The sequence below is a fragment of the Aeromonas sp. ASNIH5 genome (genome assembly GCF_002902865.1).
Taxonomy (GTDB): Bacteria; Pseudomonadota; Gammaproteobacteria; order Enterobacterales; family Aeromonadaceae; genus Aeromonas; species Aeromonas caviae.
In genome coordinates, this window is the sequence record NZ_CP026122.1 from 4,332,159 (window position 1) to 4,356,384 (window position 24,226).

General features: G+C 62.0%; 20 protein-coding genes. 18 read left to right on the plus strand and 2 right to left on the minus strand.

Annotation, left to right across the window (positions count from 1 at the left end; genetic code table 11):
• Nucleotides 1-31: 31 nt before the first annotated feature.
• The 16 genes from tsf (at nucleotide 32) to accA (ending at nucleotide 18,521) form a co-directional block, all read left to right on the plus strand.
• Nucleotides 32-913, plus strand: coding sequence for a translation elongation factor Ts (gene tsf, locus C2U30_RS20495; RefSeq protein ID WP_010673404.1), 882 nt, complete (start codon nucleotides 32-34; stop codon nucleotides 911-913).
• 71 nt (nucleotides 914-984) lie between these two features.
• Nucleotides 985-1,719, plus strand: a complete 735-nt coding sequence (gene pyrH, locus C2U30_RS20500) for a UMP kinase (RefSeq protein ID WP_010673405.1) — start codon at nucleotides 985-987, stop codon at nucleotides 1,717-1,719.
• A 95-nt stretch (nucleotides 1,720-1,814) separates the two neighbouring features.
• Entirely contained in the window at nucleotides 1,815-2,372 is a 558-nt protein-coding gene (gene frr / locus C2U30_RS20505) for a ribosome recycling factor (RefSeq protein ID WP_010673406.1), read from the plus strand.
• 72 nt (nucleotides 2,373-2,444) lie between these two features.
• Nucleotides 2,445-3,221: a polyprenyl diphosphate synthase gene (uppS, locus tag C2U30_RS20510; RefSeq protein WP_039039427.1), complete on the plus strand. Its 777-nt coding sequence runs from the start codon at nucleotides 2,445-2,447 to the stop codon at nucleotides 3,219-3,221.
• A gap of 27 nt (nucleotides 3,222-3,248) precedes the next feature.
• Complete coding sequence (locus C2U30_RS20515; protein ID WP_039039428.1) at nucleotides 3,249-4,106, plus strand: phosphatidate cytidylyltransferase; 858 nt, start codon at nucleotides 3,249-3,251, stop codon at nucleotides 4,104-4,106.
• Between the two features lie 67 nt (nucleotides 4,107-4,173).
• Entirely contained in the window at nucleotides 4,174-5,370 is a 1,197-nt protein-coding gene (gene ispC / locus C2U30_RS20520) for a 1-deoxy-D-xylulose-5-phosphate reductoisomerase (RefSeq protein WP_041211293.1), read from the plus strand.
• Between the two features lie 76 nt (nucleotides 5,371-5,446).
• The gene (gene rseP / locus C2U30_RS20525) at nucleotides 5,447-6,799 is read left to right on the plus strand and encodes a sigma E protease regulator RseP (protein WP_103244428.1); all 1,353 of its coding nucleotides are present in this window, start codon (nucleotides 5,447-5,449) and stop codon (nucleotides 6,797-6,799) included.
• Nucleotides 6,800-6,833: 34 nt separating this feature from the next.
• Complete coding sequence (bamA, locus tag C2U30_RS20530; RefSeq protein WP_103244429.1) at nucleotides 6,834-9,257, plus strand: outer membrane protein assembly factor BamA; 2,424 nt, start codon at nucleotides 6,834-6,836, stop codon at nucleotides 9,255-9,257.
• A gap of 147 nt (nucleotides 9,258-9,404) precedes the next feature.
• A complete protein-coding gene (locus C2U30_RS20535) occupies nucleotides 9,405-9,917 on the plus strand; it encodes an OmpH family outer membrane protein (RefSeq protein ID WP_029313943.1) in 513 nt (170 codons plus the stop codon).
• 3 nt (nucleotides 9,918-9,920) lie between these two features.
• The gene (lpxD, locus tag C2U30_RS20540; RefSeq protein ID WP_039039449.1) at nucleotides 9,921-10,940 is read left to right on the plus strand and encodes a UDP-3-O-(3-hydroxymyristoyl)glucosamine N-acyltransferase; all 1,020 of its coding nucleotides are present in this window, start codon (nucleotides 9,921-9,923) and stop codon (nucleotides 10,938-10,940) included.
• A 24-nt stretch (nucleotides 10,941-10,964) separates the two neighbouring features.
• Nucleotides 10,965-11,426 (plus strand): 3-hydroxyacyl-ACP dehydratase FabZ, encoded by a 462-nt coding sequence (gene fabZ / locus C2U30_RS20545; protein ID WP_010673414.1) that lies wholly within the window; start codon nucleotides 10,965-10,967, stop codon nucleotides 11,424-11,426.
• Nucleotides 11,427-11,428: 2 nt separating this feature from the next.
• The gene (gene lpxA, locus C2U30_RS20550; RefSeq protein ID WP_010673415.1) at nucleotides 11,429-12,220 is read left to right on the plus strand and encodes an acyl-ACP--UDP-N-acetylglucosamine O-acyltransferase; all 792 of its coding nucleotides are present in this window, start codon (nucleotides 11,429-11,431) and stop codon (nucleotides 12,218-12,220) included.
• Complete coding sequence (gene lpxB / locus C2U30_RS20555; protein WP_010673416.1) at nucleotides 12,213-13,352, plus strand: lipid-A-disaccharide synthase; 1,140 nt, start codon at nucleotides 12,213-12,215, stop codon at nucleotides 13,350-13,352. Before lpxA ends, lpxB begins: the two co-directional genes overlap by 8 nt.
• A 78-nt stretch (nucleotides 13,353-13,430) precedes the next feature.
• Nucleotides 13,431-14,021 (plus strand): ribonuclease HII, encoded by a 591-nt coding sequence (gene rnhB / locus C2U30_RS20560; protein WP_039039433.1) that lies wholly within the window; start codon nucleotides 13,431-13,433, stop codon nucleotides 14,019-14,021.
• A gap of 53 nt (nucleotides 14,022-14,074) precedes the next feature.
• Nucleotides 14,075-17,554, plus strand: a complete 3,480-nt coding sequence (dnaE, locus tag C2U30_RS20565; RefSeq protein WP_039039451.1) for a DNA polymerase III subunit alpha — start codon at nucleotides 14,075-14,077, stop codon at nucleotides 17,552-17,554.
• Between the two features lie 16 nt (nucleotides 17,555-17,570).
• Nucleotides 17,571-18,521, plus strand: a complete 951-nt coding sequence (gene accA, locus C2U30_RS20570; protein ID WP_010673419.1) for an acetyl-CoA carboxylase carboxyl transferase subunit alpha — start codon at nucleotides 17,571-17,573, stop codon at nucleotides 18,519-18,521.
• 81 nt (nucleotides 18,522-18,602) lie between these two features.
• Here accA and C2U30_RS20575 read toward each other — a convergent pair whose 3' ends face one another.
• Complete coding sequence (locus C2U30_RS20575; RefSeq protein WP_103244430.1) at nucleotides 18,603-19,994, minus strand: MATE family efflux transporter; 1,392 nt, start codon at nucleotides 19,992-19,994, stop codon at nucleotides 18,603-18,605.
• Nucleotides 19,995-20,100: 106 nt separating this feature from the next.
• The gene (locus C2U30_RS20580) at nucleotides 20,101-21,006 is read right to left on the minus strand and encodes a LysR family transcriptional regulator (protein WP_103244742.1); all 906 of its coding nucleotides are present in this window, start codon (nucleotides 21,004-21,006) and stop codon (nucleotides 20,101-20,103) included.
• 495 nt (nucleotides 21,007-21,501) lie between these two features.
• Here C2U30_RS20580 and C2U30_RS20585 point away from each other — a divergent pair, with 495 nt between their 5' ends.
• On the plus strand, nucleotides 21,502-22,794 hold the full coding sequence (locus C2U30_RS20585; protein ID WP_049636279.1) for an HAAAP family serine/threonine permease: 1,293 nt from the start codon (nucleotides 21,502-21,504) through the stop codon (nucleotides 22,792-22,794).
• Between the two features lie 125 nt (nucleotides 22,795-22,919).
• Nucleotides 22,920-24,200, plus strand: coding sequence for an L-methionine/branched-chain amino acid transporter (yjeH, locus tag C2U30_RS20590; RefSeq protein WP_103244431.1), 1,281 nt, complete (start codon nucleotides 22,920-22,922; stop codon nucleotides 24,198-24,200).
• Nucleotides 24,201-24,226: the final 26 nt, after the last annotated feature.

Here is a 24,226-nt window from a genome sequence, read left to right on the forward strand (position 1 = left end):
TCTTGTCAATTCAAGACCGAGGATACTGGACATGGCAAACATTTCTGCCGCCCTGGTAAAAGAACTGCGCGAGCGCACCGCCGCTGGCATGATGGATTGCAAAAAAGCGCTGGAAGAAGCCAACGGTGATATCGAGCTGGCTATCGAGAACATGCGTAAATCCGGTCAGGCCAAGGCCGCCAAGAAAGCTGGCCGTATCGCCGCTGAAGGTGTGATCTTCGCCCGTACCGAAGGCAACGTTGCCGTCATGATCGAGCTGAACTGCGAGACTGACTTCGTTTCCAAGGATGCCGGTTTCCTGGCCATGGGTCAGAAGATCGTCGAGATCGCTGCCACCCAGAAAATCGCTGACGTTGACGCGCTGAAAGCCGCCGACTTCGGCAACGGCGAGTCCGTCGAGCTGACCATCACCAACCTGATCGCCAAGATCGGTGAGAACATGAACCTGCGTCGCGTGATGCTGGTTGAAGGTGACAACCTGGGCACCTACGTTCACGGCTCCCGCATCGGTGTTATCACCAAGCTGGTTGGCGGTACCGACGAGCTGGCCAAAGATCTGGCCATGCACGTTGCTGCCAACAGCCCGCAATTCGTCAAACCGGAAGACGTGTCTGCCGAAGTCGTTGCCAAAGAGCGCGAAATCCAGATCGACATCGCCATCAACTCCGGCAAGCCGAAAGAGATCGCCGAGAAGATGGTTGAAGGTCGCATGAAGAAGTTCACCGGTGAGGTTTCCCTGACTGGTCAACCGTTCGTGAAAGATCCTTCCATGACCGTTGCCGAGCTGCTGAAGAAAGAAGGCGCTGACGTTGTTTCCTTCACCCGTTTCGAAGTGGGCGAAGGCATCGAGAAGCAAGAGACCGACTTCGCTGCTGAAGTAGCAGCCCAGATCGCGGCCGCTCAGAAGGCCTAATCGAACCGGTTTTTCCGTTTCCCCAGACCGCGACTTATGTCGCGGTCTTTATATGACCAGGAATCAGTGACATGAGTACCAATCCCAAGCCTGCATACAGACGTGTTCTTCTGAAGTTGAGTGGTGAAGCCCTGCAAGGATCCGAGGGTTTCGGCATTGATCCGGCGGTGCTGGAACGGATGGCCCAAGAGATCAAAGAGCTGGTTGAGCTGGGTGTTCAGGTCGGTCTGGTCATCGGTGGCGGCAACCTGTTCCGTGGTGCCGGCCTTGCCAAGGCAGGCATGAATCGCGTGGTGGGTGACCACATGGGCATGCTGGCGACCGTCATGAACGGCCTGGCCATGCGTGATGCCCTGCATCGTGCTTATGTGAATGCCCGCCTGATGTCGGCCATCTCCCTGCAAGGGGTCTGCGACTCCTACAGCTGGGCCGAAGCCATCAGCCAGCTGCGTGCCGGCAAGGTGGTGATCTTCTCTGCCGGTACCGGCAACCCCTTCTTTACCACCGACTCGGCAGCCTGCCTGCGCGGTATCGAGATCGAAGCCGACGTTGTGCTGAAAGCCACCAAGGTCGATGGCGTGTTCACCGATGACCCGGTCAAGAACCCGGATGCCGTGCTCTATCAGGAACTGAGTTATGATGAAGTTCTTGAAAAAGAACTCAAAGTGATGGATCTTGCTGCTTTTACCCTGGCCCGCGACCACGATCTGCCGATCCGGGTGTTCAACATGAACAAACCGGGCGCGCTGCGCCGCGTGATCATGGGTGAGCCGGAAGGTACCCTGATCCACCAGGCCAGCAAGTAAGGCAAGTGTGAGCCCCAGGCTCGCTTGTCCATTACGCCAGTCAACAAGATAGATACGAGCCGCCTGTCGGCTCGTTCGCCAAAAGGAAAACCACTGTGATCAACGAGATTAAAAACGACGCCAAGGACCGCATGGGCAAAAGCGTAGAGTCGCTGAAGACCCAGATGTCCAAGATCCGTACCGGCCGTGCTCACCCGAGCCTGCTCGACGGCATCCAGGTGGAGTATTACGGTGCTGCCACTCCTCTGAAGCAGTTGGCCAACGTGGTGGCAGAAGATGCCCGTACTCTCTCCATCTCCATCTTCGATCGCTCCATGATCCAGGCGGTGGAAAAAGCCATCCTGACCTCCGATCTGGGCCTGAACCCGTCCAGCAACGGCCAGACTCTGCGCGTGCCGCTGCCGCCGCTGACCGAAGAGCGTCGCCGTGATCTGACCAAGATCGTCCGTGCCGAAGCCGAAGGTGCCCGGGTTGCCATTCGCAACATCCGTCGCGATGCCAACGCCGACCTGAAAGCCCTGCTGAAAGAGAAAGAGATCTCCGAAGACGACGACCGTCGCGCCCAGGAAGAGATCCAGAAGCTGACCGATACCTTCATCAAGCTGGTGGATGACGCCCTGGTTGTGAAGGAAAAGGAGCTAATGGAAATCTAAGCCTCCGACAGGTATATTACGAGCGCCGTGTAGTGCCCCTGCACGGCGCTTTTGTCTTTGTGGGAGAAATGAATGTCGCTTTTGGCAGCGCTAGGCGATAGCGCCAGCTCGTCCTTGCCCCGTCACGTCGCCATCATCATGGATGGCAATGGTCGCTGGGCCCAGAACCGCGGCAAGATGCGGGTTTCCGGGCACAAGGCGGGCGTGAAATCCGTGCGTGAGGCCGTGGCCTTTGCCGCTCGTGCCAAGATGGAGGCGCTGACCCTGTTTGCGTTTTCCAGCGAGAACTGGCGCCGTCCGGAAGGGGAAGTCAACGCCCTGATGGAGTTGTTCATGACGGTGCTGGGTCGCGAGGTGAGCAAGTTGCACAGCAACGGCATTCGCCTTCGGGTGATTGGCGACACTGCCCGCTTCAGCGAGCGGCTGCAGGCCAAGATCGCCAAGGCCGAGGCCCTGACCGCCAACAATCAGGGATTGACCCTCAATATCGCCGCCAACTATGGCGGTCAGTGGGACATCGCCCAGGCGGCCCGGACCCTGGCACGGGCCGTGGCGGCGGGTGAACTGGATGCCGAGGCGGTCGATGAGGCGGCATTGGGTCGTCATGTCTGCATGGCTGATCTGCCCCCCGTGGATCTGTTGATCCGCACCGGCGGGGATCATCGCATCAGCAACTTTGTCCTGTGGCAGCTCGCCTATGCCGAACTCTATTTTACCCCGGTCCTGTGGCCCGATTTTGACGAGGCCGAGTTCAGTGGGGCAGTTGCCTCCTTCGTTGCTCGCGAGCGTCGCTTCGGGTGTACGGGTGAACAGATCCGGGAATTGATCGCCGCGCAACAGACCGGCTAAACCCCGCTCCCAAGAGAGAGGTTTCTTTTGCTAAAACAACGAATTATTACCGCATTACTGTTAGTACCCCTGGTGTTGGGGGCGCTGTTTTTTCTGCCGTTGAAATTCTTTGCCCTGCTCGCTGCCCTGGTCTTTCTGCTGGCCAGCCGTGAGTGGAGTGCCTTCGTCACTGCCCAGCCGCAACAGTGGTTGCCGCTGGTGTTCTGTCTGCTGTTGGGGGCCAGCCTGTTCTGGGTGCCCGTGGAGCAACTCTGGATCCCCCAACTGCATCCGCTGGTGATGGGCGTGCTCTGGACCGCCGTCAGCTGGTGGCTGCTGGGGCTGCTGCTGGTGCTGCGCTACCCGCAAAGCGCCAGGCTGTGGCGTGAATCCATCTGGCTCAAATCCCTGTTTGGTCTAGTGACCCTGGTTCCCTTCTTCTGGTCCCTGGTGGCCATTCGCGGTTACAACTTCTATCACGACCCCATGATGGGGGCCTGGATCCTGCTGTTCGTGATGGGACTGGTCTGGGCGGCAGATTCTGGCGCGTATTTTTTCGGCAAGGCGTTCGGCAAACACAAGCTGGCGCCGGCCGTGAGCCCGGGTAAAACCATTGAAGGCATGCTGGGCGGCCTCTTTACCGCCAGCCTGCTGGCCATCGGCGTGACCTGGTTCATGGGCTTCGTGCCTGCCAAGATGGGCACCGTGCTGCTCTGTTCTCTGCTGGCGGTGCTGGCCTCCGTGCTCGGCGATCTGGCCGAGAGCATGTTCAAGCGGGAAGCCGGCATCAAGGATTCCGGCACCCTATTGCCGGGCCATGGGGGCATTCTCGATCGCATCGACAGCCTGACGGCGGCGCTGCCCGTCTTCCTGCTCAGCTACCTGTTGCTCGGTCCGGAGTTTTGATGTTTCGCGCACTGATGATCCCGGGAGCGTCCCGCTCCATCAGTCTGTTACCCAATCAGGAGTCTTGATGCAAAACCTGGTGATCCTGGGAGCGTCAGGCTCCATCGGTCAGAGCACCCTCAAGGTACTGCGCCACAACCCCGGGCGCTGGCAGGTGCTGGCGCTGACCGCTGCCCGCAGCGTGGATGCCATGCTGCGCGACTGTCTCGAATTCTCCCCCCGGTTCGCTGTCATGGTGGACGAAGGCGCCGCCAGCGATCTGGCGGGTCGGCTCAAGGCTCACGGCAGCACCACCCGGGTGTTGTCCGGTCAGGCAGCCCTGTGCGACGTGGCTGCTCACCCCGATGCCCACAGCGTGATGGCGGCCATTGTCGGTGCGGCGGGTCTAGCACCCACCATGGCTGCCGTGCGCGCCGGCAAGCGCATTCTGCTGGCCAACAAGGAGGCGCTGGTGATGTCCGGAGCCTTCTTCATGGAGGCGGTGCGCGAGCACGGCGCCGAGCTGCTGCCCATCGACAGCGAACACAACGCCATCTTCCAGTGCCTGCCGGTCGACGTGCAGCGCCAGCCCGGTTTCTGCGATCTGGCCGGGGCGGGGATCAGCAAGATCCTGCTGACCGGCTCCGGCGGACCTTTCCGCTATGCCGATGTGGGTGAATTGCACCATGTTACCCCGGCGCAAGCCATTGCCCATCCCAACTGGTCCATGGGGGCCAAGATCTCGGTGGACTCCGCCACCATGATGAACAAGGGGCTGGAGTACATCGAGGCGCGCTGGCTGTTCAATGCGGCCCCCGAGCAGATCCAGGTGGTGATCCACCCCCAGTCCGTCATTCACTCCATGGTGCAGTACAAGGATGGCTCCGTGCTGGCCCAGCTCGGCAACCCGGACATGTGCACCCCCATTGCCCACGCTCTGGCCTATCCGGAACGGATCGAGTCCGGTGTGGAACCTTTGGATTTCTTCAGTGTCGGAGAGTTCAGCTTTATCCGGCCCGACTATGAGCGCTATCCCTGTCTGGCGCTGGCCATGAGCGCGTGCCAGCAAGGGCAGGGGGCGACCACCTCCCTCAATGCCGCCAACGAGGAGGCCGTCGCGGCTTTTCTTGCAGAGCGGATCGGATTTATGGATATTGCCAGAGTCAACGAATCCGTCATGGCCGAGCTGGGCAGCAGTGCTGCCGGCTCTCTGGCGGATCTCATCGCCCTGGACGGTACGGCCCGAGCCCGTGCCCAGCAACTGATAAAGGAGCTTGCCGTATGAACGGACTGTGGTGGCAGCCAGCCCCTCTCCATGCTCTCGAGCGCAGGACTGGACATGACAGCGAGGTACGCGGCTGATGGGAGGGCTTCTGTGGAATATCGGCGCCTTCATCGTGGCCCTCGGGCTGCTGGTGGCGGTGCATGAATTTGGCCACTTCTGGGTGGCTCGTCGTTGCGGCGTCAAGGTGGAGCGCTTCTCCATCGGCTTTGGCAAGGCCATCTGGCGTCGCCTTGGCAAGGATGGCACCGAATACGTGCTGGCCCTGATCCCCCTTGGCGGCTACGTCAAGATGCTGGATGGCCGGGTCGACGAACTCAAGCCGGGGGAGGAAGCGCAGGCCTTCAACCACAAGAGCGTCTGGGCCCGGATGGCCATCGTCGCGGCCGGCCCCATGGCAAACTTCGTGTTCGCCCTGTTCGCCTTCTGGCTGATGTTCATGATAGGGGTGCCGAGCGTCAAACCCGTGGTGGGCGAGGTGCGTCCCGCCTCCATCGTGGCAGAGGCCGGCATCCTGCCAGGCATGGAGATCGTCGGCGTCGGCGGCGAGGAGACCGGTGACTGGGAGAGCGTCACCTATGCCCTCATCAGCCACCTTGGTGATGACTCGGTCCAGCTCAAGCTCAAGGCGGCCAACACCAGCTATGCAGTGGACAAGACCCTGCAGCTGGCAGGCTGGAAGTTTGACCCCGACAAGGAGTCTCCCATCGGCAGCCTCGGGATAGTGCCCCTTGGTGGCAAGGTGCTGCCCGTGGTGGAGGCCGTGGTGCCATCGAGCGCTAGCGAGAAGGCCGGCCTTCAGATAGGGGATCGCATCAAGGGGGTCGATGGAGAGGCCATCACCGAATGGGCCCAGTTTGTCGAGCGTGTCCAGCAGTCACCGGCGCAGCCGTTGCAGGTGACGGTGGAGCGCGGGGGCAGCGAGATGACCCTGACCCTGACCCCGGACGGGAAGAAAGTGAAGGACCAGCTGGTCGGTTTTGTGGGCTTGTCGCCGCAACTGGTTCCATTACCGGATGAGTATCGAACTCTGTTACAGTATGGGCCTTTGCAAGCCCTGTGGCATGGGGTCCAGAAGACCTGGAGCCTGATCACCCTGACCTTCGACATGATAGGCAAGCTGATCGGTGGCATCGTCTCTTTGGACAACCTGAGCGGCCCCATCTCCATCGCCAAAGGGGCCGGCAGCAGCGCCGATTACGGGTTGGTCTATTTCCTCGGATTCCTGGCGCTCATCAGCGTCAACCTGGGGATCATCAACCTGTTCCCCCTGCCGGTGCTCGATGGTGGCCATCTGGTCTATTTCCTCATCGAGGCGATCACCGGCAAGCCGGTATCGGAAAAAATTCAGGAAGTTGGGTTCAGGATAGGCGCCGCCATTCTGATGTTACTGATGGGCATTGCGCTGTTTAATGATTTCGCTCGCCTCTGAGGCCAGAGCATCAACAAGGACACATAAGAACAAAATGGCTGTTAAAAAAGCATTGGTGTTGAGTTGCCTGCTGGGGGCCAGCTTCCTGGCTCAGGCTGCCCCGGCCTCTTTTGTGGTGCAAGACATTCAGGTCGAGGGCCTGCAGCGGGTGACCCTGGGTGCCGCCCTGTTGAATCTGCCGGTGCGGGTCGGTGATTCCGTCGACTCCATGTCCCTGGCGAACGCCATCAAGAAGCTCTATGCCTCCGGCAACTTCGAGGACGTCAAGGTCTATCGCGACGGTCAGGTGCTGCAAGTGGTGGTCAAGGAGCGCCCGACCATCTCCAGCATCGAGTTCTCCGGCAACAAGGACATCAAGGAAGAGCAACTGACCCAGAGCCTGGAATCCTCCGGGATCCGCGTGGGTGATCCGCTGGATCGCACCGTGCTGAGCTCCCTCGAGAAAGGGCTGGAAGATTTCTACTACGGCGTGGGCAAGTACTCCGCCAAGGTCAAGGCCATCGTCACCCCGCTGCCGCGCAACCGGGTCGACCTCAAGTTCACCTTCGTGGAAGGGGAAGCGGCCAAGATCCAGCAGATCAACATCGTCGGCAACAACGTTTTCCCGGAAGAGAAGCTGCTGGCCCAGCTCTCCCTCAAGGACGACGTGCCCTGGTGGAACTTCACCGGTGATCAGCGCTACCAGAAGCAGAAGCTGGCCGGTGACATCGAAGTGCTGCGCTCCTACTACATGGACCGCGGCTACATCCGCTTCACCCAGGAGTCCACCCAGGTCTCCATGACCCCGGACAAGAAGGGGGTCTATGTCACCCTCAACGTCAAGGAAGGGGAGCAGTACAAGGTTTCCGGCATCCAGCTCAAGGGCGACCTCATCGACCGCGGCGGCGAGATGAAGGGCCTCATCCCCATCGAGGCGGGCAGCGTTTACTCCGCCAGTCAGGTGACCCATACCGAAGAGGTGCTCTCCAAGTTCCTCGGCCGTTACGGCTACGCCTACCCGAAAGTGGTCACCTTCCCCCAGATCAACGACCAGACCAAGGAAGTGGAGCTCATCGTCAACGTGGAGCCGGGTCCCCGGGTCTATGTGCGCAACATCAACTTCAGCGGCAACGTCACCACCAAGGACGAAGTGCTGCGTCGCGAGATGCGCCAGATGGAGGGCACCTGGCTCTCCTCCGACAACGTCGAGCAGTCCAAGACCCGTCTCAACCGCCTCGGCTTCTTCGAGACCGCGGAAGTGGACACCAAGCGGGTGCCGGGCAGCGATGACCAGGTCGATCTGGACTTCAAGGTCAAGGAGCAGCCGGCGGGGTCCATCAACGCCGGTATCGGCTACGGCACCGAGTCGGGTCTGAGCCTGCAGGCGGGTCTGCAGCAGGACAACTTCATGGGGACCGGCAAGAAGATCGGCATCAACGCCAGCACCAACGACTACTCCAAGAGCGTCGACCTGAGCTATAACGACCCCTACTTCACCGTGGACGGGGTGAGCCTGGGCGGCCGTCTCTACTACAACAAGTTCAGTGCGGCCGACGCCAACATCGTGGACTACGAGAACACCACCGTCGGTTTCCGTCTCTCCAGCGGCTTCCCGGTCAACGAGAACAACCGTCTCGACTTCAGCCTGGGCTACGAAAACAACAAACTGTCCCAGCCCAACCCCTATGTACAGGTGGACGAGTTCTGGAAGGTCTACAACGGCAATCTGGATGGCGACAACCGCATGGTGTTCAACACCGTGGACGTCACCGCCGGCTGGACCCGCTCCACCCTCAACAAGGGTCAGTTCCCGACCTCCGGTGACCGCCAGCGGGTGAACGCCAAGGTGACGGTGCCCGGCATGGATCTGCAGTACTTCAAGCTCAACGCAGAAGATGCCCACTACTTCCCGTTTGATGCCGATCACAAATGGGTCATGCTGGCCAAGGCCCGTGCCTCCTACGGCGATGGCTACGGCACCAATGGCGATTACGAGCACGTTCTGCCGTTCTTCGAGAACTACTACGCCGGTGGTTTCGATACCCTGCGTGGTTTCAAGAGCAACACAGTCGGTCCGAAGGCGCTCTACTACTACAACTTGAGTGGTAACGACGTCATCCAGGGCACTGACAGCTCGGTCGGGGGCAACGCCCTGGCGGTGGCCTCGCTGGAAATGATCGTGCCGACACCCTTTGCCTCCGAGACCTATCAGCCCCAGTTGAGGACCAGCTTCTTCATCGACGCCGGTTCCGTGTGGGATACCCACTTCGACTACAGCCAGTATCAGAACCGTTGCTTCAGTGGTTGCAACTATCTGATGGACTACTCCGACCCGAGCAACATCCGGATGTCGACCGGCCTGTCGCTGCAGTGGCTCTCTCCCATGGGCCCGCTGGTGTTCGTGCTGGCAAGACCAATCAAGAAATACGAAGGGGACGACACCGAAGTCTTCTCCTTCAACATCGGCCGTACCTTCTAAGGGGAGCGGACGCCCCCCCGCCATGGCGGGGGGAAGCATGATGGGTCGCGCATTTGCGCGCCTCACCAGGTAACAAGACGATCTCGTGGATCGCTTGCACAATCAGGTAAATCAGGTAGCCCTCGACCGAGGGACCAAGGAGTAAGTGTGAATAAAGCGTTGAAAGTAGCTGGTTTGAGCTTTGCACTGATGGCTGCCGGCATGGGTTCTGCCTTCGCTGAGACCAAGATTGCCGTGGTCGACATGGGCGAAGTCTTCCAAAAGCTGCCCCAGCGTGAAGCCGTTGCCAAGAAGCTGAAGGGCGAGTTCGAGCCGCGCATGCGTGAACTGCAGAAGCTGGAGTCCGACGGTCAGGCACTGGTCGAGAAGTTCAAGAAGGACGAAGCCTTCATGAGCGCCGAGCAGAAGAAGCAGAGCCAGGAGAAGCTGGCCAAGCTGCAGATGGAATTCAACCAGAAGCGTCAGGCGTTTGAACAGGACAACGGTCGCCGTCAGTCCGAAGAGCGCAACAAGATCCTGACCAAGGTGCAGGCTGCCATCGACGCCATCGCCAAGAGCAATGGCTACGATCTGGTGCTGGAGCGCAACGCCGCCCCGTATGCAGCCAGCAAGCTGGACATCTCCGGCCAGGTTATTTCTCAGGTTAGCAAGAGCAACTAATTGATGGCATTCACTCTCGCACAGCTGGCCCAGCAACTGGGGGCCGAGGTCCATGGGGATGGGACCCGGGAAATTCGCAAGGTCGCGACACTGGAAAAAGCCGGGGAGGGGGAGATAGCCTTCCTGTCCAACAAGAAGTACCGGCATTTTCTGGAGCAGAGCAAGGCCACTGCCGTGCTCATCACCGAGGCAGACCTGCCGTTTTGCCCCACCAATGCCCTGGTGCTCAAGGACCCCTATGTGGGCTTTGCCCGGGTAGCCCAACTGCTGGACACCACTCCGCAGCCGGCCATGGATATCCATCCGAGCGCCGTCATCGCGGCTGACGTGCAACTGGGCGAGAGAGTGGCCATCGGTGCCAATGCGGTGATCGAATCCGGCGTCGTGCTGGGTGACGATGTGCGCATCGGCCCGGGCTGTTTCGTTGGCAAGGATACCCGACTGGGAGCGCGCTCCCGGTTGTGGGCCAACGTCACCCTCTATCACAACGTGACCCTGGGCACGGACTGTCTGGTACAGGCCGGCACCGTGATCGGGGCAGACGGTTTCGGTTATGCCAACGAGCGCGGCGAGTGGATCAAGATCCCCCAGCTCGGTGGCGTGACCATCGGCAACCGGGTCGAGATCGGTGCCTGCACTACCATCGACCGCGGTGCGCTGGAAGATACCCGCATCGCTGACAACGTCATCATCGACAACCAGTGCCAGATCGCCCACAACGTCGAGATCGGCTACGGCACTGCCGTGGCGGGCTCCACCGTGATGGCCGGTAGTCTCAAGGTCGGCAAATACTGTATCATTGGTGGTGCCTCCGTCTTTAACGGGCACATGGAGATCTGCGACCAGGCCACCGTCACCGGCATGGCCATGGTGATGCGTCCCATCACCGAGCCCGGTATCTACTCTTCCGGCATCCCCCTGCAAACCAATAAAGAGTGGCGCAAGACCGCCGCCCGGGTGATGCGTATCGAAGAGATGCACAAGCGGTTGAGCAAGCTTGAGAAAAAGCTGGATCAAGAATAATCACGATTGGTATAGGGTACTGTTTTGACTACTGAAAAGAAGAGCCTGGGCATCCAGGAAATCATGGATCTGCTGCCCCACCGTTATCCGTTCCTGATGGTGGACAAGGTGGAAAACTACGAGATCAGCGATGAGCGCAAGACCCTGCGCGCCATCAAGAACGTCTCGTTCAACGAGCCGATCTTCCAGGGCCACTTCCCGGCCAAGCCGGTCTTCCCCGGCGTGCTGATCCTGGAAGCCATGGCCCAGGCCACCGGTATCCTGGCCTTCACCATGGTGGGCAAGCCGTCCCCCAACGAGCTCTATTACTTTGCCTCCATTGACAACGCCCGCTTCAAGCGCCCGGTGGGCCCCGGCGATCAGCTGGTGCTGGATGTGGAGTTCCTGAAGGAGCGTCGCGGCATCGCCAAGTTCACCGGTGTCGCCACCGTCGACGGTGAAGTGGTCTGTACTGCCGAACTGATGTGCGCCAAGCGCGAGGTATAACCGTGATTGATCAGACTGCCATCATCCACGACACCGCCATCGTCCATGAGTCTGCCGTCATCGGCAAAGGGGTTGAAATCGGCCCCTTCACCGTCATCGGCGCCGAGGTGGAAATCGGTGACAACACCTGGGTGAGCTCCCACGTGGTGATCAAGGGCCCGACCAAGATCGGTCGCGGCAACAAGATCTTCCAGCACACCTCCATCGGTGAGGATTGCCAGGACAAGAAGTACGCCGGCGAGCGCACCTTCCTCGAGATCGGCGACAACAACGTGTTTCGCGAGAACTGCACCGTGCACCGCGGCACCACCCAGGACCAGAGCCTGACCAAGGTGGGTAGCGGCAACCTGTTCATGGTCAACGTTCACGTGGCCCACGACTGCATCATCGGTGACAACTGCATCTTCGCCAACAACGCCACCCTGGCGGGCCATGTGCACATCGGTGACTTCGTGATCTTCGGCGGTCTGTCTGCCATTCACCAGTTCGGCCGCGTCGGCTCCCACGCCTTCGTCGGCGGCTGCGCTGCCCTGAACAAGGACGTGCCGCCCTACGTGATGGCCGCCGGCAACTACGCCAAGCCGTTCGGGGTCAACTCCGAAGGACTGCGTCGTCGTGGCTTCAGCGCCGAGGCGATCTCCGCCGTCAAGCGCGCCTACAAGGAGATCTTCCGCTCCGGCAAGACCATTGAAGAGGTGTTGCCCGTGCTGAGCGAGATGGCCCAGAGCGAACCGGCCATCCAGCTCTATGTGGATTTCCTCAAGGACAACGAGCGCGGGATCATTCGTGCCTGATCCCATTCGCATCGGCATCGTCGCCGGAGAGACCTCCGGCGACATCCTGGCCGCAGGGCTGGTGCGCGAACTGCAAGCCCGCTACCCGGATGCGCAGTTCGAAGGGATCGCCGGGCCGCGGATGCAGGCTCTCGGCGTGAAGGCGCTGTTCGAGATGGAGGAGCTCTCCGTCATGGGCATCACCGAGGTGCTGGGCCGTCTGCCCCGCATCCTCCAGGTACGCCGCGAACTGCTGCGCCACTTCATCGCCAATCCCCCCGACATCTTCGTCGGTGTGGATGCACCGGATTTCAATATCGGGGTGGAGCTGAAACTGCGCCGTGCCGGTATCAAGACGGTCCACTATGTCAGCCCCTCCGTCTGGGCCTGGCGTCAGGGCCGCATTCACAAGATCAAGGCCGCCACCGACATGGTGCTCGCCTTCCTGCCGTTCGAGAAAGCCTTCTACGACCGTTTCGATGCCCCCTGTCGCTTCGTCGGCCACACCATGGCGGACGACATTCCGCTGGTGCCGGATCAAGGGGCGGTGCGCGAGGCCCTCGGCATCGATCCCGCCCGTCGCTGGCTGGCGGTGCTGCCGGGGAGCCGCACGGCGGAAGTGGGCTTCATGGCGCCGGTCTTCCTCGAGGCGTGCAAGCACCTGACGGTGCACAACCCGGATCTCGGTTTCATCGTGCCTCTGGTCAACCAGAAACGGCGCGAGCAGTTCCTCGCCATCAAGGCCGAGGTGGCCCCGGAGCTCGACATGGTGCTGCTGGACGGCCAGGGCCGCGAGGCCATGATTGCCGCCGACGTGGTGATGCTCGCCTCCGGCACCGCGGCCCTCGAGGCCATGCTGGTGAAAAAGCCCATGGTGGTCGGTTACAAGCTCAAACCCTTCAGCTACTTGCTGGCCCAGTGGCTGGTGAAGACGGATTATGTCTCCCTGCCGAACCTGCTGGCGGACAAGATGCTGGTGCCTGAGCTCATCCAGCACGAGTGCACCCCGGCCAACCTGGTGGAAGAGGTGAGCAAGCTGCTGGACCATGACAACAGCGAGCTCATCACCACCTTCACCCGGTTGCACGAGAAGATCCGCTGCAATGCGGATGTGCAGGCAGCGGAAGCGGTTGCCGCGCTGCTGGAACGCTAGTGGGCTCTGCCTGTGTGTCAGGCGTGATGTTGTGCTGATACTGGCCCTGCGGGGCCGGTTTTGATTCAAGGCTATGAGATGACGATCGATATTCCCGAAGACAAGCTGATTGCCGGGGTGGACGAGGTGGGTCGCGGCCCCCTGGTGGGTGACGTGGTCACCGCCGCGGTGATCCTGGATCCTGCCAATCCCATCCTTGGCCTCGCCGACTCCAAGAAGCTCTCCGAGAAGAAGCGGCTCGCCCTGTTTGGCGAGATCAAAGAGAAGGCGCTGGCCTATGCCATCGGCCGCGCCAGCCCGGCGGAAATCGACGAGCTCAACATCCTGCACGCCACCATGCTGGCGATGCAGCGCGCCGTGGCGGGGCTCAAGGTGACGCCCGAGCTGGTCTTCATCGACGGCAACCGCTGCCCCAGATTGCCGATGGAGGCCCGCGCCGTGGTCAAGGGGGACAGCCTGGTGGCCGCCATCAGCGCCGCCTCCATCCTCGCCAAGGTGACCCGGGACGCCGAGATGACCGAGCTGGACAGCCGCCATCCCGAGTACGGTTTCGCCCGCCACAAGGGCTACCCGACGGCGGAGCACCTCGCCATTCTGGCCGAACGGGGTCCGCTGCCCGAATACCGGCAGAGCTTCAAGCCGGTGCGCCGCGCCCTGGGGATCGAATAACCGATGCCGATCTGTCTGAACGATTTCTGCTTGCGCAATGAGAGGGCGTGACCATGGCTGATCCCCGTTTCATCCACCTGAGGGTGCACTCCGACTTCTCCATGGTCGACGGCCTGCAGAAGATCGGTCCCATCGTCTCCGCTGCCGCCGCCAACAACATGCCGGCCCTGGCCCTGACCGACCAGATGAACATGTGCGGCCTGGTGCGCTTCTACGGCTCTGCCCACGGCAAGGGGATCAAGCCCCTGGTCGGGGCGGATTTCTGGGTGCAGAGCGACGAGCTTGGGGACGAGCAGTTTCGCCTCACCCTGCTCGCCATGGACAACGACGGCTACCAGAACATCACCCTGCTCATCTCCCGCGGCTATCAGCGCGGCCATGTGCAGGGGCGCCCCGTCATCGACAAGGCCTGGCTTGGCGAACATGCCAAGGGGGTGATCGTCCTCTCCGGCGGGCGCGAGGGGGATGTGGGCAAGTTCCTGCTCAAGGGCAACCGCCAGATGGTGGAGCATTGCCTCGCCTTCTACCAGACCCACTTCCCGGATGCCTACTACCTGGAGCTGCTGCGTACCGGCCGCCCGGACGAGGAGGTCTACCTGCACATGGCGGTGGCCATTGCCACCGAGTTCGAACTGCCGGTAGTGGCCACCAACGAGGTGGTGTTCCTCACCGCCGATGACTTCGATGCCCACGAGATCCGGGTCGCCATCCACGACGGCTACACCCTGATGGACAAGCGCCGACCGCGCCGCTACAGCCCCCAGCAGTACCTGCGCAGTCAGGAGGAGATGGCGGAGCTGTTTGCCGACATCCCGGAAGCCCTGGAAAACACGGTGGAGATCGCCAAGCGCTGCAACGTGACGGTGCGCCTCGGCGAATACTTCCTGCCCAACTTCCCCACCGGCGACATGACCACCGAGGACTTCCTGGTCATGAAGTCGAAGGAAGGGCTGGAGGAGCGGCTGGAGTTCCTGTTCCCGGATCCGGCGGTGCGGGCCGAGCGTCGTCCCGAGTATGACGAGCGTCTCGACATCGAGCTCAAAGTGATCAACCAGATGGGCTTCCCGGGTTACTTCCTCATCGTGATGGAGTTTATCCAGTGGTCCAAGGACAACGGCATCCCCGTCGGTCCGGGCCGGGGCTCGGGGGCGGGGTCGCTGGTGGCCTACGCCCTCAAGATCACCGACCTGGATCCGCTGGAATTTGACCTGCTGTTCGAACGTTTCCTGAACCCCGAGCGGGTCTCCATGCCCGACTTCGACGTCGACTTCTGTATGGACAGGCGCGACGAGGTGATCGATCACGTCTCCGAGATGTACGGCCGGGAGGCGGTGTCCCAGATCATCACCTTCGGCAGCATGGCGGCCAAGGCGGTGGTGCGGGACGTCGGCCGGGTGCTGGGCCACGCCTACGGCTTTGTCGATCGCATCTCCAAGCTGATCCCGCCCGACCCCGGCATGACCCTCGCCAAGGCGTTCGAAGCCGAGCCCAAGCTGCCCGAGCTCTACGAGCAGGACGAGGAGGTCAAGGACCTCATCGACATGGCCCGCCGCCTGGAAGGGGTGGTGCGCAACGCCGGCAAGCACGCCGGTGGCGTGGTGATCGCGCCTACCAAGATCACCGACTTCGCGCCGCTCTATTGCGACGACGAGGGGCATCACCCGGTCACCCAGTTCGACAAGAACGACGTGGAGTACGCCGGGCTGGTGAAGTTCGACTTCCTGGGGCTGCGCACCCTCACCATCATCGATTGGGCCCTTGGCATGATAAACCCCCGTCTTGCCAAAGAGGGCAAGCCGCCGGTGGACATCGCCGCCATCCCCATCGACGACAAGAAGTCGTTCGCCCTCTTGCAGCGTTTCGAGACCACGGCGGTGTTCCAGCTCGAATCCCGCGGCATGAAGGATCTCATCAAGCGGCTGCAGCCCGACTGCTTCGAAGACATGATCGCGCTGGTGGCCCTGTTCCGTCCGGGCCCGCTTCAGTCGGGCATGGTGGACAACTTCATCGAGCGCAAGCACGGCAAGGAGGCCATCTCCTACCCGGACGAGAAGTGGCAGCACGAAAGCCTCAAACCCATACTCGAGCCCACCTACGGCATCATCCTCTACCAGGAGCAGGTGATGCAGATCGCCCAGACCCTGGCGGGGTATACCCTGGGTGGCGCGGACATGCTGCGCCGGGCCATGGGCAAGAAAAAACCCGAAGAGATGGCCAAGCAGCGGGCGGGCTTCGAGGAGGGGGCGGTCAAGAACGGCGTCGACGGCGAACTGGCGATGAAGATCTTCGATCTGGTGGAGAAGTTTGCGGGCTACGGCTTCAACAAGTCCCACTCCGCTGCCTATGCGCTGGTCTCTTACCAGACCCTCTGGCTCAAGACCCATTTCCCGGCGGAGTTCATGGCGGCGGTGATGACCGCGGACATGGACAACACCGACAAGATAGTGACCCTGGTGGACGAGTGTCAGCGCATGGGGCTGACCGTGATCCCGCCGGACGTCAACACCGGTCGCTACCGCTTCAGCGTCAACGAGGACGGCCACATCGTCTACGGCATCGGCGCGGTGAAGGGGGTAGGGGAAGGGCCCATCGAGGCGATCCTGGACGCGCGGGATCGGGACGGTCCGTTCCGCGACCTGTTCGATTTCTGCAACCGGGTCGACATCAAGAAGCTCAACAAGCGGGTGATGGAGAAGCTCATCCTCTCCGGCGCCATGGACAGGCTCGGCCCCCACCGCGCCGCCCTGATGGCGACCCTGGAGGAGGCGATGCGCGCCGCCGAGCAGCACGCCAAGGCCCAGGCGGTGGGGCAGGTCGACATGTTCGGCGTGCTCACGGAGGAGATCGACGACGTCAAGAAGGCGTTCGCCAACGTGCCGCACTGGCCCGACAAGGTGTGGCTGGAAGGGGAGCGCGAGACCCTCGGGCTCTACCTCACCGGTCACCCCATCAACCAGTACAGCAGCGAGCTGCGGCGCTACACCTCGGGCCGACTGTGCGATCTGCATCCCACCTCCCGGGATACGGTGACCACGGCGGCGGGGTTGGTGATCGCGGCGCGCAGCATGGTGACCAAGCGCGGCAACAAGATGGGGATCTTCACTCTGGACGACAGATCCGGCCGTCTGGATGTGACCCTTTTCAGTGAAGCGCTGGAAAAATACGAAGAATTGATGCAAAAAGACCGTATTTTAGTGGTTTCTGGACAGGTCAGCTTTGATGACTTCTCCGGTGGCCTTAAAATGTCGGCCCGCGAGTTGCTGGATATCAACGATGCGAGGGAGCGTTTTGCCAGGGCAATCCGCATCTCCCTCGATGAACAACGCATTGACGAGCGCTTTTTCCCGCGTTTGTGCGAGATTTTGGAGCCCGCCCGTGCCGGAGTCTGTCCGGTTCAGGTAAACTATCGTCGCCCCGGTTCCCGGGTGCGATTGACGCTCGGTACCGAGTGGCGGGTGACGCCCACCGATCAACTGATAGATGACTTGCGAGTCCTGCTTGGACGAGAGCGGGTTGAATTGGTTTTTGATTAGAGGATCTATTGTCCCTATGAGTCTTTTTCTGGATTTTGAACAGCCGATCGCCGAGTTGCAGGCACAGATCGATGAGCTGCGCCATGTGAGCGAGCACAACAGTGCCGTGGATCTCAGCGAAGACATTCGCCGGCTGGAGAAGAAAAACGAAGAGCTGACCAAGAAGATCTTCGGCGATCTGGGTGCCTGGCAGGTATCCCAGATGGCACGTCATCCCCAGCGCCCCTACACCCTCGACTACATCGAGCAGATATTCACCGATTTCGACGAGCTGGCCGGGGATCGCGCCTATGCCGATGACAAGGCCATTGTCGGCGGCATCGCCCGTCTCGACGGCGAGCCCGTGATGATCATCGGTCACCAGAAGGGTCGCGAGACCAAGGAGAAGATCAAGCGCAACTTCGGCATGCCGCGCCCGGAAGGGTACCGCAAGGCCCTGCGCCTGATGGAGATGGCCGAGCGCTTCAAGATGCCGATCATCACCTTCATCGACACCCCGGGTGCCTACCCCGGCGTGGGTGCCGAGGAGCGTGGCCAGTCCGAAGCCATCGCCCGCAACCTGAAAGTCATGGCCGGCCTGACCGTGCCGGTGGTCTGCACCGTGATCGGTGAAGGCGGTTCCGGCGGCGCTCTCGCCATCGGCGTGGGTGATCGGGTCAACATGCTGCAGTACTCCACCTACTCCGTCATCTCCCCGGAAGGGTGCGCCTCCATCCTCTGGAAGAGCGCCGAGAAGGCCTCGGTGGCGGCGGATGCCATGGGCATCACCGCCCAGCGCCTGAAGGAGCTTAAGCTCATCGACAACATCGTCGAGGAGCCCCTCGGCGGTGCCCACCGCGACGTGGAGAAGATGGCCAAGCACCTGAAAGCGCGCATCAAGCAGGATCTGGATGCCCTGCGCCCCCTCGACAGCGAGCAACTGCTGGAGCAGCGCTACCAGCGTCTGCTGGGTTACGGCTACTGCTGATCTGCTGCTTCCAATAAAAAGTCCCCGCATGCGGGGACTTTTTTTATGGGCGACGTTTGTGGGGGGACGCCGGGGCGGGTCTCAGGGGGCGGTCAGCGCCCGGTGCATGGGGGCGGAAGCACGCCCTCCGGCAGGGCTCAGGGCCCGCCACTCCCGCCACAGCAGCCAGCACAGGGGGGGCGTCAGCAGCAGCACGGTGGCGGGCTGTGCCATCAAGACCCCGTCGCGCCCCCACCAGAGGGGCAGCAGGAAGATGAGGGGCAGCAGCAGCACCGTCTTGGCCACGGAGATGACGAGGGCCTGGCGGGTGCGGGCCATGGCCTGCAACAGCACGATGCCGAACATGACGATCCCCTCCAGGGGCAGGGCAGCGAGGTTGAGGGTCAGGCTGCTGATGGCGGCGGCGAGCAGCTCTGCGTCCTGATCACCGGTGTAGAGCATGGCGACCGGCTGCGGCAGCAGCTGGACAATCAGCCAGACCCCCAGGCCATAGACCAGGGTGATCTTGAGCCCCATCGCCATCAGGAACTGGAGGTCGCGATGGCGCCCGGCCCCGGCTGCCTGGCTCACCAGGGGCTGGATGCCAAACGCCAGTCCCTGCAGGATGACGATGAAGACCGCCTCCGTGTATCCCGCCACGGTGAAGCCCGCCAGATCCTTGACCGTGCCGTGCACCATCAGCTGGCTGTTGTGCAGCAGCAACAGCAGCCCCAGATTGAACTGGGCGATGAGGCTCGGCAGCCCGGTGAAGAGCAGGTTCGGCATGGCCGGGAAGCGGGGCACCAGCTGGCGCCAGGTCAGCCGCAACCGGGCGTGGCGGGTGAAGAAGTACCCCAGGCCGAGCAGGCTGACCATGGCCTCCGAGAGGAGGGTGGCCTGGGCTGTGCCGGTGAGGCCGAGCCCGAGCCGGCCCACCATGATGTAGTTGAGCAGGATGTTGAGGAGGGCGCCGCCGCTCACCAGTACCATGGCGAGGCGAGGGCGGCCGTCGTTGCGAAGCAGGTAGGGCACCGCCAGGTTGCTGGCGAGCAGCAGGGTGCCACCGCCAATCCAGGTGAGGTAGTCGCTGGCCTGCTGCCAGGTGTCGGTGCCGGGGGCCATTCCCAGGGCCTGCAGGATATCGGTGTGCCAGTGGTGCAGCAGCAGCGGCGCTACCGTGCCCAGGATCAGCAGCAGCCAGAGGGCGCTGACCAGAGCCTGGCGGGCCAGAGCGAGGTTCCTGGCGCCCTGCTGGAAGGAGATGGCGGTGGCGGCCCCCATGGCGATCATGGCGGCAAGGCCGATGAGCACCATGATGACCGGATAGACCAGGTTGATGCCGGCAAGGCCGGCGGCCCCCACGTAGTGGCCGACGAAGATGCCGTCTACCAGGTAGTAGGCGCCGGAGACCAGCATGGCCATGACGGAGGGGAGGGCATAGCCCCAGAAACGGCGGGCCATGGCCCGTTGACGCAGACGGAAGTAGGCGGACATATCTGTACTCGGGAAAAGGGCCGGAATCGAGCAGACAGTCTAGTTTATTATGGTTTAATTGATAATCAGGCTTTAATTTGATGGATTGCTGAATAAATTTCATCAATCAACGGATCCTGTGATACTCCTTCAGCATGTCGATCAGGGCTCGCAGCCCTTGCCCCAGCTGGTGCCGGCCCGGATAGAAGAGGTTGAACCCGGCAAAGCTGGGGCTCCAGTCATCCAGCACGCTTACCAGCCGCCCCGATGCCAGGGCGTCGAACACCTCCCCTTCATGGCAGTAGGCGAGCCCGAGCCCCGCCTCGGCCGCCCCCAGGTAGAGCGCGGGCGTGCTGGTGGTGAGCGGGCCCGTCACTTCGATCTCAAGCAGTTCCCCCTCGGCGGCAAAGGCCCAGCGATAGTGGTGATGGGGCGTGAGCCGATAACCGATGCAGTCGTGCTGGCGCAGATCCGAGGGGTGGCGAGGGGTGCCACGCCGCGCCAGATAGTCGGGGGAGCCCACCACCAGATAGCGCTGCTGCGGGCCCAGGGGAACCGAGATCATCTCCTGGGGCAGCAGGTCGCCGTAAAAGAGGGCGGCGTCGTAGCCATCCTCGATGAGGCGGGGCATCAGCTCCAGCTCTTCCACCTCCACCTGCATGCGCGGGTAGCGCACCAGATAGTCGATGAGCACCGGGGCCAGCACCTCCTGGATGGCGGCTCGCGGGGCACAGAGCCTGAGCCTGCCCACGGGTTCGCCCGCGTGGCGCGTCAGCTCCGCCAGCGCCGCCTCCAGTTGCCCCAGGGTTGGCAGCACCTGGGCCAGCAGCCGTTCGCCCGCTTCGGTCGGCACCACGGCCCGGGTGCTGCGATTGAGCAGCCTGACGGCCAGGCGACTCTCCAGCCCTTTGAGGGCATGACTCAGGGCCGAGGCGGAGACCCCGAGCTCGAGGGCGGCCTTGCTGAAACTGCGGTGACGGGCGACGGCGGCAAACACGGCCAGCTCGGAGAGATCGGTGCGGGAGAGGGTCATGGTCGGTACGCAGAAAAAGGGCGGACACAAAGGGTACGCCATGGGGCGACGGGAGACAATCGGGGGCAACGAGGGGGTTGTGACGAAATTGTTGCGCGTTTCAAGGGTGAGGTGGATCACACCAAAAAGTTTATATGTTAAAAAAAAATCGCAATATGGCGATTCAAGTGTGATCTGAAGCGACGGAAAGGCGATTCCAATCAAACTTTGGTTGATTAATTCAAAAAAACGCTGTGATTAATAGGGCCTTTTAACTAGAGTCATCTCATCGGATGAGGTGAGCGTTATCCCGTTGTTAACGAGCGAGCACGATCCCCTCTGTATTACGACTCCCCGCCCGTGTTTGTTGCAATCAGGTTGCCACAGGGAGTGGCGGCCGGATGGCCGGGGCGGAGGAACAAACAGGACGAATAGCTGGAGTTCCAGGGAAAGGAACCGGGCCCAGGCCCACTGACAAGTTAAGATCCCACTTTCCTTGATGACAGGAACACCCCTATGTCTGACATGAACATTGCAGTTGAAGGCAGCTTGAGCAAAGCCTCCTCCCGTGGCATCAACAAGGCCGACGTGGTCTGGATGCTGGGTCTGTACGGTACCGCCATCGGCGCCGGTGTCCTCTTCCTGCCGATCAATGCCGGTGTCGGTGGCCTGTGGCCGCTGGTCGCCATGCTGATCCTGGCCCTGCCGCTGACCTTCTTCGCCCACCGTGGCCTGACCCGCTTCGTGCTGTCCGGCTCCACCCGTGACGGCGACATCACCGAGGTGGTGGAAGAGCACTTCGGCAAGACCGCAGGCAAGTTCATCACCCTGCTCTACTTCTTCGCCATCTACCCCATCCTGCTGATGTACTCCGTGGCCATCACCAACACCGTCGAGAGCCTGATGGTGCACCAACTGGGTATGACGGCACCTCCCCGTGCCATCCTCTCCCTGGTGCTGATCCTGGGTCTGATGGCAATCGTTCGCCTGGGCGGCCAGGTCATCGTCAAGGCGATGAGCGTGCTGGTCTTCCCGTTCGTGGTCACTCTGATGGGCCTGGCGCTCTACCTGATCCCGCACTGGAACGGTGCCATCATCACCGAAGCCCCGGCGCTGGGTGAGGCCTTCAACGGCGACTTCATCAAGACCCTGTGGCTGGCCATCCCGGTGATGGTGTTCTCCTTCAACCACTCCCCGATCATCTCCTCCTTCGCGGTGGACAACAAAGGCCGCTACGGCGCCAACGCCGAGAAGAAGTGCAGCAACATCCTGCTGGGCGCCCACGTCATGATGGTGATGACGGTGATGTTCTTCGTGTTCAGCTGCGTGCTGAGCCTCTCCCCGGCTGACCTGGCGGCGGCCAAGGAGCAGAACATCTCCATCCTCTCCTACTTGGCCAACCACTTCGACAACCCGGTGATCGCCACCGTGGCACCGCTCATCGCCATGGTTGCCATCAGCAAGTCCTTCCTGGGTCACTACCTGGGTGCGCAAGAGGGCATGAACGGCCTGATGGCCAAGTCCCTGCGCGAGAAGGGCAAGAACGTCGACGTCAAGCAACTGAACAAGGTGACCGCGGTCTTCATGATCCTGACCACCTGGGCCGTGGCCACCATCAACCCGAGCATCCTCGGCATGATTGAAGATCTGGGCGGCCCCATCATCGCCATGCTGCTCTTCCTGATGCCGATGTACGCCATCGCCAAGGTACCGGCCATGCGCAAATATGCCGGCAACCTCAGCAACGGCTTCGTCACCCTCATCGGCCTCATCGCCATGTCCGGCATCATCTACAAGCTGATTGCCTGATGACAGCGTTCATCCCTGTGAGAAAGCCGCCCCCCGGGGCGGTTTTTTTATGGGCACAAATGCTTAACAAAGCGGTGGTGGCGGCCTAACATGGCGGGATGTTTTTCTAGACGGGACAACAGGATATGTCTGGGTTGAAAAAGGATCTCGGGCTCTGGCAGGGGATGGGGCTGCTCGCCACCTCCCTGCTCGGTACCGGGATCTTCGTGGTACCGGCCACCGCCGCCTCGCTGGCGGGAGGGGCGTCGCTGTGGGCCTGGTTGCTGCTGATTGCCCTGGTGCTGCCCATCGCCTTTACCTTCGCCCGCCTTGTGCGGCGTTATCCCCACGCGGGGGGCGCCCCCCATCTGATTGGCCTCGCCTTTGGCAACGGCGCCGAGCGCTTCTCCGCTTTCCTGTTTCTGGCGGTGCTGCCGGTGGGCCTGCCTGCCGCCCTCACCATCGCCGCCGGTTTCTGGCACGCCCTGTTCGACATGGGGGAGTGGACCCTCTGGGGTATCCAGCTGCTCACCCTGCTCGGGGTCTTTCTGCTGGGGCTGCGGGGAGCGCGCTCCTCCGGCAACCTGCAACTGCTGATCGCCCTGGCCATTCTGGGGCTCACCCTGCTTATCTGGGTCAAGGGGGATCTCAGCTGGCGCGATGCCGCCCAGCCTCTGCCAACGGCGAGCGAGTGGCCCGCCATGGGCTCGGCGCTGGCGGTGATGTTCTGGTGTTTCGTGGGGCTCGAGGCCTTCGCCCACATGGGGGAGGAGTTCAAGCGGCCAGAGCGGGACTACCCCCTTGCCCTGCTGGGGGGCGTGCTGCTGGCGGGGCTCATCTACTGGGTTCACTCGCTGGTGGTGCTCAAATATGACCTCTACGGGGACGAGGCGACCAATGCCACCGCCATTCCGGCCCTGCTCTCCCTGCTGTTCGGCCCCACCGCCAAGTGGCTGGTGGCGGTGCTGGGCTATCTCTCCTGCTTCGCCAGCATCAACATCTACCTGCAGGGATTTGCCCGCCTTATCTGGAGCATGGCGCGGGAGGGCAAACTGCCGGTCTCCCTCTCTCGCCTCTCGGCCCGGGGCGCTCCCCTGCATGCCCTTGCCTGGGTGCTCGCCATCTGTTTCGTCTCCATCACCCTGATCCTCTGGCTGCGTCTGCCCCTCGATGCGCTGATCCGCTACGCCAATGGCAACTTCGTGCTGGTCTATCTGCTCTGCATGGCGGCCGGCTGGCGCTTGTTGTCGGGGACCGGCAAGGGGCTGGCGGGCCTCAGCGTGCTGCTCTGTGCCCTGGTGCTGCTGGCCCTCGCCACCCAGGTGCTCTATGCCGTCGTGCTGAGCCTGGGGTATGGCGGCTTCTCCCTGTGGCGGCGCAGACGCCGCCGCTCGGCGTCCGATGAGGGTGTCTGCGCCATCAAGTAACTCCCGAAAAAAAGCCCCGCAGTGCG

Excerpts from the sequence above, each read along its gene's own strand:
- bamA (WP_103244429.1), top strand. The coding sequence starts at position 6,834 with ATGGCTGTTAAAAAAGCATTGGTGTTGAGTTGCCTGCTGGGGGCCAGC.
- rseP (WP_103244428.1), top strand. The coding sequence starts at position 5,447 with ATGGGAGGGCTTCTGTGGAATATCGGCGCCTTCATCGTGGCCCTCGGG.
- dnaE (WP_039039451.1), top strand. The coding sequence starts at position 14,075 with ATGGCTGATCCCCGTTTCATCCACCTGAGGGTGCACTCCGACTTCTCC.
- uppS (WP_039039427.1), top strand. The coding sequence starts at position 2,445 with ATGTCGCTTTTGGCAGCGCTAGGCGATAGCGCCAGCTCGTCCTTGCCC.
- tsf (WP_010673404.1), top strand. The coding sequence starts at position 32 with ATGGCAAACATTTCTGCCGCCCTGGTAAAAGAACTGCGCGAGCGCACC.
- ispC (WP_041211293.1), top strand. The coding sequence starts at position 4,174 with ATGCAAAACCTGGTGATCCTGGGAGCGTCAGGCTCCATCGGTCAGAGC.
- accA (WP_010673419.1), top strand. The coding sequence starts at position 17,571 with ATGAGTCTTTTTCTGGATTTTGAACAGCCGATCGCCGAGTTGCAGGCA.
- rnhB (WP_039039433.1), top strand. The coding sequence starts at position 13,431 with ATGACGATCGATATTCCCGAAGACAAGCTGATTGCCGGGGTGGACGAG.
- C2U30_RS20575 (WP_103244430.1), bottom strand. The coding sequence starts at position 19,994 with ATGTCCGCCTACTTCCGTCTGCGTCAACGGGCCATGGCCCGCCGTTTC.
- yjeH (WP_103244431.1), top strand. The coding sequence starts at position 22,920 with ATGTCTGGGTTGAAAAAGGATCTCGGGCTCTGGCAGGGGATGGGGCTG.
- C2U30_RS20585 (WP_049636279.1), top strand. The coding sequence starts at position 21,502 with ATGTCTGACATGAACATTGCAGTTGAAGGCAGCTTGAGCAAAGCCTCC.
- C2U30_RS20580 (WP_103244742.1), bottom strand. The coding sequence starts at position 21,006 with ATGACCCTCTCCCGCACCGATCTCTCCGAGCTGGCCGTGTTTGCCGCC.
- lpxD (WP_039039449.1), top strand. The coding sequence starts at position 9,921 with ATGGCATTCACTCTCGCACAGCTGGCCCAGCAACTGGGGGCCGAGGTC.
- pyrH (WP_010673405.1), top strand. The coding sequence starts at position 985 with ATGAGTACCAATCCCAAGCCTGCATACAGACGTGTTCTTCTGAAGTTG.